At 68.4% G+C, this 6,571-nt stretch carries 7 protein-coding genes and 1 pseudogene; 3 read left to right on the top strand and 5 right to left on the bottom strand.

Annotation, left to right across the window (positions count from 1 at the left end; translation table 11 throughout):
- The coding region (locus SM191_RS02280; RefSeq protein ID WP_341504787.1) for a TonB family protein at positions 1-604 on the top strand (604 nt) is incomplete at its 5' end.
- A gap of 9 nt (positions 605-613) precedes the next feature.
- On the opposite strand, the gene SM191_RS02275 is transcribed toward SM191_RS02280, so the two are convergent.
- The 5 genes from SM191_RS02275 to glmM form a co-directional block, all read right to left on the bottom strand.
- The gene (locus tag SM191_RS02275) at positions 614-1,669 is read right to left on the bottom strand and encodes a 5-(carboxyamino)imidazole ribonucleotide synthase (protein WP_341504786.1); all 1,056 of its coding nucleotides are present in this window, start codon (positions 1,667-1,669) and stop codon (positions 614-616) included.
- Between the two features lie 5 nt (positions 1,670-1,674).
- Complete coding sequence (gene purE, locus SM191_RS02270; RefSeq protein WP_341504785.1) at positions 1,675-2,133, bottom strand: 5-(carboxyamino)imidazole ribonucleotide mutase; 459 nt, start codon at positions 2,131-2,133, stop codon at positions 1,675-1,677.
- A 400-nt stretch (positions 2,134-2,533) separates the two neighbouring features.
- Positions 2,534-3,220 carry a 2,3-diphosphoglycerate-dependent phosphoglycerate mutase gene (gene gpmA / locus SM191_RS02265; RefSeq protein WP_306997635.1) on the bottom strand — a complete coding sequence of 229 codons (687 nt, stop codon included), beginning with the start codon at positions 3,218-3,220 and terminating at the stop codon, positions 2,534-2,536.
- Between the two features lie 56 nt (positions 3,221-3,276).
- Positions 3,277-3,501, bottom strand: coding sequence for a DUF1272 domain-containing protein (locus SM191_RS02260; RefSeq protein WP_306997637.1), 225 nt, complete (start codon positions 3,499-3,501; stop codon positions 3,277-3,279).
- Positions 3,501-4,841, bottom strand: a complete 1,341-nt coding sequence (glmM, locus tag SM191_RS02255; protein ID WP_306997639.1) for a phosphoglucosamine mutase — start codon at positions 4,839-4,841, stop codon at positions 3,501-3,503. The genes SM191_RS02260 and glmM overlap by 1 nt, the downstream gene beginning before the upstream one ends.
- Before the next feature lie 113 nt (positions 4,842-4,954).
- Between glmM and SM191_RS02250 the strand changes: the two genes are divergently transcribed.
- Positions 4,955-6,199 carry a dicarboxylate/amino acid:cation symporter gene (locus tag SM191_RS02250; RefSeq protein ID WP_341504783.1) on the top strand — a complete coding sequence of 415 codons (1,245 nt, stop codon included), beginning with the start codon at positions 4,955-4,957 and terminating at the stop codon, positions 6,197-6,199.
- Between the two features lie 40 nt (positions 6,200-6,239).
- A pseudogene (locus SM191_RS19850) lies at positions 6,240-6,383 on the top strand (aldo/keto reductase); the annotation flags it as partial.
- Positions 6,384-6,571 lie beyond the last annotated feature (188 nt).

Below are 6,571 nucleotides of genomic sequence, written 5' to 3'. Positions count from 1 at the left end.
AGTTACGCCCGCCCCCGTGAAGCGCGAGAGCCTCGCGGTGCGTCCGACGGCAGGGGGCGGAGCGCCTCGCCCCGCGCCTGTCCCCGCCGCGCAGCAAGCCGCTCCGGCGGCGGTCGCCCCCGCGCATTTCGATATGGTCGATCTGCCCGCCCCGGCGGCGGGGCTCGGCGCCGAACCGCCGCTGCTTGTCGGGACGGCGGTGTCCGACGGACGGGGCGCGGGCATCGCCAGTGGCCATGGCACCGGTGGAGAGGGGCGGGGCACCGGCAATGGACGTGGCGACGGCGATGGACCGGGGGAAGGGCGCTTGCGCTTCGCGCTGGCCGAATGGATCGAAAAGCCGCCACAGGACCTGATCGACGCGGCGTTTCCCAAGATGGCGCGAAGCGGCGGTATCAGCGGCGTGGCGGTGCTGCTCTGCGTCGTCCCCAGGCCGGGCAGGCCCAAAAGCTGCTCGGTCGCCGCCGAAAGACCCAGGAGGCGCGGGTTCGGGGCGGCGGCGCTCGGCCTCTATCCCCAATTCCGCATACGCCCGGTCATGAAGGGGGATCAGGTCGTCCAGCCGCAGGTCTTGGTGCCGGTGACCTTCGACATCCGGCGATAGGCGGGAGCCTTACCGCACCACCCGCGTGATATGCCCCATCTTGCGCCCCGGTCGCGACTCGCCCTTGCCATAAAGATGCAGGTGCGCGCCCTTTTCGGTCAGCGCCGGTTCCCACATGTCGTCGCCGATCAGGTTTTCCATCTGCACCCGCGCACCGGTCAGCGCGGTGTCGCCCAGCGGAAGGCCGCAGATCGCACGGATGTGATTCTCGAACTGTGAGGTTTCGGCGCCCTCGATCGTCCAGTGGCCGGAATTGTGGACGCGCGGGGCCATCTCGTTGAAGACGGGGCCGTTCTCGGTGGCGAAGAACTCGCAGGCGAGGACGCCGACATAGCCCAGCTCCTCGGCGATGCGGATGGCGAGCGCGGTCGCCTCCTCGGCCTGGGCGGCGATCTCGGGCGGGGCGGGCAGGGTGGAGGTGCGCAGGATCGCGTCGCGGTGGACATTGTGGGGCGGGTCGTAGCGGACCGTCGCGCCATCGATCCCGCGCGCGACCAGGATCGAGAATTCGTGGGTGAAGTGGATGAACCCCTCCAGCACCGCCGGACCGCCGATCGCCTCCCAGGCGGCGGGGGCTTCGGACAGGTCGCGGATCAGCGCCTGCCCCTTGCCGTCATAGCCGAAGCGGGTGGTCTTCAGGATGGCGGGGCAGCCGATCCGTTCCAGCGCGGCGGTCAGGTCGGCGGCGCAATGGACCTCCGCCCATGGAGCCGGACGGCCGCCGACCTTCTCGACGAAGCTCTTTTCGGCGATCCGGTCCTGCGCGACGCGCAATGCGGCGGGTGCGGGGTGGACCGGGAGCCGCTCGGCCAGCCATTCGACGGGCGTTACGTCGACATTCTCGAACTCGTAGGTCACCACGTCGCAGGCGGCGACGAAATCGGCCAGGACGACCTTGTTGTGATAATCGGCACGGGTCAGCGAAGAGGCGGTCTGCGCGGCGACGCTTTCCTCGTCCGGGGCCAGCACATGGGTGCGATAGCCCAGTTGCGCGGCAGCCACCGCCAGCATCCGGCCCAACTGGCCGCCGCCCAATATCCCGATCGTCGAACCCGGCTTCAGCATCACACTCAGTCCTGCGGATCGTTGGCGACGCTGTCGGTCTGGCGCTGACGCCAGGCCTTGAGCCGCTCGGCCAGGGCGTCGTCGGACAGCGACAGGATCGACGCGGCGAGCAGCCCGGCATTGATCGCCCCGGCCTTGCCGATGGCGAGCGTGCCGACGGGGATGCCGCCGGGCATCTGGACGATGGAGAGCAGGCTATCCATGCCCTTCAGCGCCTTGGATTCGACCGGCACGCCCAGCACGGGCAGGTGGGTCATCGATGCGGCCATGCCCGGCAGATGCGCCGCGCCCCCTGCGCCCGCGATGATGACCTTGATCCCGCGATCGGCGGCGGTGGTGGCGTAATCGTACAGGCGCTGCGGCGTGCGGTGCGCAGAGACGACGCGGGTCTCATGTTCGACGCCCAGCGCGTCCAGCATCTCGGCGGCGTGCCGCATGGTTTCCCAGTCCGAAGTGGACCCCATGATGATCCCGACCGACATCATATCCGCAGTTCCGCCTTGCCCCCTTCGGCCCCGGTGCCGTGGGGAAGCGGGCTGACTAGCGGGGCGGGGCGAGGGGGGCAACCTTCCGTATACGTTCGGGCATAACTTAGCGGATTTTGGTTCGCGCAGAGGCGCGGAGGACGCAGAGGCTCTGGATTTGCCGCGCTGGCAACCTTGTTTCGACCGGAAGACGAGGTCGCTTTGTTGAAAAGAGACGGCGTTGCGGCGGAACCTGCCATCTCTGTGCCCTCCGCGCCTCTGCGCGAACCAAATCTTCGTGACTTCGCGGCTTCGCGTGAACCAATTTTGATTTCACGCGAAGCCGCGATGACGCGAAGAGACAAGGCGCAAAGGGCGGGAGCCCCTGTCTCCCGATCGCTTAGCGTTCGGACAAATAGTAGCGGTCGGTCGGGGTCAGGTCGTCGGCCAGTTCATAGACGATCGGCTGGCCGGTCGGGATTTCGAGACCCGTGATCTCGTCGTCCGGGATGTTCGACAGATGCTTGACCAGCGCGCGCAGCGAGTTGCCGTGCGCGGAGATCAGCACGCGGTTGCCGTCGCGCAGGGCAGGCGCGATGCGCTCCTCCCAATAGGGCAGGACTCGCTCGATCGTGTCCTTCAGGCTTTCGGTGGCGGGCACCGGAATGCCCGCATAGCGACGGTCGCTCGACAGGTCATATTCGCCGCCCGCTTCCGCCGGGGGCGGGGGCACGTCGAAGCTGCGGCGCCAGATCTTGACCTGCTCGTCGCCATGCTTGGCCGCCGTCTCGGCCTTGTCCAGGCCGGTCAGCCCGCCATAATGGCGCTCGTTCAGCCGCCAATGCTTCTCGGTCGGCAGCCATAACCGGCCCATCGTCTCCAGCGCCAGGTTCAGCGTCTTGATCGCGCGGGTCTGAAGGCTGGTGAAGGTCAGGTCGAAGTCGAGGCCCTTCTCGGCCATCATCGCGCCCGCCGCGCGGGCTTCGGCGGCGCCTTGCGCGGTCACGTCGACATCCCACCAACCGGTGAAGCGGTTCTCCAGATTCCAGGCGGACTGGCCGTGGCGGATCAGGACGAGCTGGGGCATGGAAACTCCTTCAAAGTGATGGCCCCGCATAGAGCGGCGGGCGCGCGGGGTCGAGATCAGCCGCGAAAACGGCCCTGGGTGGAGGCGGGGTTGGCCTTCAGCACACGGCCCATCCGGGTCGGCCGGTCGAGCAGCTCGCCACCGCAATCAGGGCAGGTCTCGTCCAGTTCGTCGGCGCATTCCGCGCAGAAGGTGGTTTCCAGCGAGCAGATGAACGCACCGCCCTGGCTCGGGGGCAGGTCCGCGCCGCAGCGCTCGCAATCCGGTCGCATCTCCAGCATCAGGCGGCCACCTCGCGCACCACGTCGCAGATTCGGTCCACAAGGGCTTCGACCTGGCGCTTGTCCTCGCCCTCGGCCATCACGCGGATGACGGGCTCGGTTCCCGAGGGGCGGATGACCAGACGGCCGGTCCCGGCCAGTTCGGCCTCGGCGGCGGCGATGACGGCCTGCACCTTTTCATGCTCCAGCGGCTTGCCGCCCGCGAAGCGGACATTCTTCAGCAACTGGGGCAGCGGGTCGAAGCGGTGCAGCACCTCGCTGGCGGGTGCGCCCGCGCGCTTGATCTCGGCCAGCACCTGGAGCGCGGCGACCAGCCCGTCGCCCGTCGTCGCATAGTCGGACAGGATGATGTGTCCCGACTGCTCGCCGCCGACATTGTAACCGCGTGCGCGCATCGCCTCCAGCACATGGCGGTCGCCGACCTTGGTGCGGACAAGGCCCAGCCCCTGCGCCCCCAGATGCCGCTCCAGCCCCAGATTCGACATGACGGTGGCGACCAGCCCGCCGCCCGCCAGCCGTCCCTCGCGGGCATAGCTGGTCGCGATGGTCGCCATCAACTGGTCGCCATCGACCACGGTGCCGGTTTCGTCGACGACGATCAGCCGGTCGGCATCGCCGTCCAGCGCGATGCCGATGTCCGCGCCGCTCGCCACCACCGTCTCGGCCAGCGTCTGCGGCGCGGTGGAGCCGACGCCGTCATTGATGTTGGTGCCGTTGGGGGTCACGCCGATCGCCACCACGTCCGCGCCCAATTCCCACAGGGCGGCGGGGGCGACCTTGTACGCCGCGCCGTTCGCGCAATCGATCACGACGCGCAGGCCATCGAGGCGCAGCGACTGGGGGAAGGTCGACTTGGCGAAGTGGATATAGCGGCCCGCCGCGTCATCGACCCGCCGCGCGCGACCGATCCTGCCCGAGGCGACCAGCGGCACGTCCTGTTCGATCAGCGTCTCGATCGCTTCCTCCGCCTCGTCCGACAGCTTGTAGCCGTCGGGACCGAACAGCTTGATGCCGTTGTCGGCAAAGGGATTATGGCTGGCCGAGATCATCACGCCCATATCGGCGCGCATCGAATGGGTCAGCATCGCGACGGCGGGGGTGGGGAGCGGCCCCAGCAGCACCACGTCCATGCCCACGCTGGTGAACCCGGCGACCAGCGCCGATTCGAGCATATAGCCCGACAGCCGCGTATCCTTGCCGATCACCACCCGGTGGCGATGCTCGCCGCGCTGGAAATAGGCGCCCGCCGCCATGCCGACCTTCATCGCCATCTCGGCCGTCATCACCGCGCCGTTGGTCGCACCGCGAATGCCATCGGTGCCGAAATATTTTCTTGCCATGCGGCCAGATCCCTGCCGGATTAAGAGGAAACATGTTGAGGTCGCGACCCGTTTAGCGCGACCTTGGCAAAAGCTCAAAAGAACCCCAAAAACATAAGGAAACCAACGGCCTCATGTCGCGTGCCACCTTGATCCTGTTGTGCCTCGCCGCCGGTTTGCTGACCGGCGTGGGGATGGGGGCGTGGTCGCCCATGGCGGCGGATAGCGGGGTGGCGGTCGCGCGCCCGTTGGGGACGCTGTGGCTCAACGGGTTGCAGATGACGGTGATCCCGCTGGTCGTCACGCTGCTGATCACCGGGGTTACCGCGACGGCGCAGGCGGCGCAGGCCGGGCGGATCGCGGCGCGGGCGATCGCCACCTTTCTGGGGCTGGTCGCGCTGACCGGCACGATGGCGGCACTGGTCACGCCGGTGCTGTTGCGCCTGCTGCCCATTCCGCGCAGCGCGGCGGAGGCGTTGAAGGCGGCGCTGGGCCATGCCGAGCCGGTCGCCCCGCCGCCGCCCATGGCCGAGTTCGTGACCGCGATCGTGCCGACCAACATCTTCGCCGCCGCCACCAACAACGCGCTGCTGTCGCTGATCCTGTTCACGCTGGCCTTCGCCTTCGCCATCACCCGGATCGAGGGGGAGGGGCGCGAGACGCTGCTGCGGGTCTTCACCGCGATCCGCGATGCGATGCTGGTGCTGATCGGCTGGGTGTTGTGGCTGGCGCCGCTGGGCGTCTTCGCGCTGGCCTTTGTCGTGGGGGCGACGGCCGGGGGCGGGGCGTTCCGCGCACTGGCGCATTACATCACGATCATCGCCAGTGTCGGGGTGATCGTCATCCTGATGGCCTATGGCGTCGCGGTGCTGGTGGCGCGGGTGCCGGTGGGGCGCTTCGCCCGTGCGCTGGCTCCGGCGCAGGCGGTCGCCATCTCCACCCAAAGCTCGCTCGCCAGCCTGCCCGCGATGATCCAGGGGGCCGAAACGCTGCGGATCGCCCCCGCCACCGCCGGACTGGTCCTGCCCATGGCGGTGGCGATGTTCCGCGCGACCCAGCCCGCGATGAACGTCGCGGTGTCGCTCTATATCGCCGACTGGTTCGGGATCGTGCCTGGCATGGCCTCGGTCGTGGCGGCCGTGGTGGTGGCGATCCTGTGCTCGCTGGGCTCGGCCAGCCTGCCAGCACAGATCACCTTCTTCGCCTCGATCGCGCCGGTCTGCGTCGCGCTGGGCGTGCCCGCCGCGCCGCTGGGGCTGTTGATCGCGGTGGAGACGATTCCCGACATCTTCCGTACCCTCGGCAATGTCAGCATGGACCTTGCCGCCACCGCGACCGTTTCCCGCTTGAGCCATGGGACGGACGAGGACATGTCGTGAAATGTACGGGCGGGCGGACGAGGCGGAGAGCATCGCCACCATCCAGCGCGCCTGCGAGGGCTGGCTCAAGCGGCTGGGGGTCGAGACGATCGACCTGTTTTACCAGCACCGGGTCGATCCCAACGTCCCCATCGAGGATACGGTCGGCGCGATGGGGCGCGCGACGCTGGAGCATTCGATGAAGGCGACGGAGGTCGCCCTTTCGGCGGAGGATCTGGCGAAGCTGGACGAAGCCTCCCCGCGTGGCGGTATGGCGGGCCCGCGCCATGGTGAACGCGCGATGGCGACGACGCGGCTGTGAGCCGCATGTCCCAAATCCTACCGTCCGTTCGCACTGAGCGAAGTCGAAGTGCAAGGGATCCCGCTCATGGT

It is taken from the genome of Sphingomonas sp. 2378, assembly GCF_038084995.1.
GTDB lineage: Bacteria > Pseudomonadota > Alphaproteobacteria > Sphingomonadales > Sphingomonadaceae > Sphingomonas.
The sequence above is the reverse complement of the archived record's forward strand: the minus strand, read 5'-3'. Positions and strand labels throughout refer to the sequence as shown.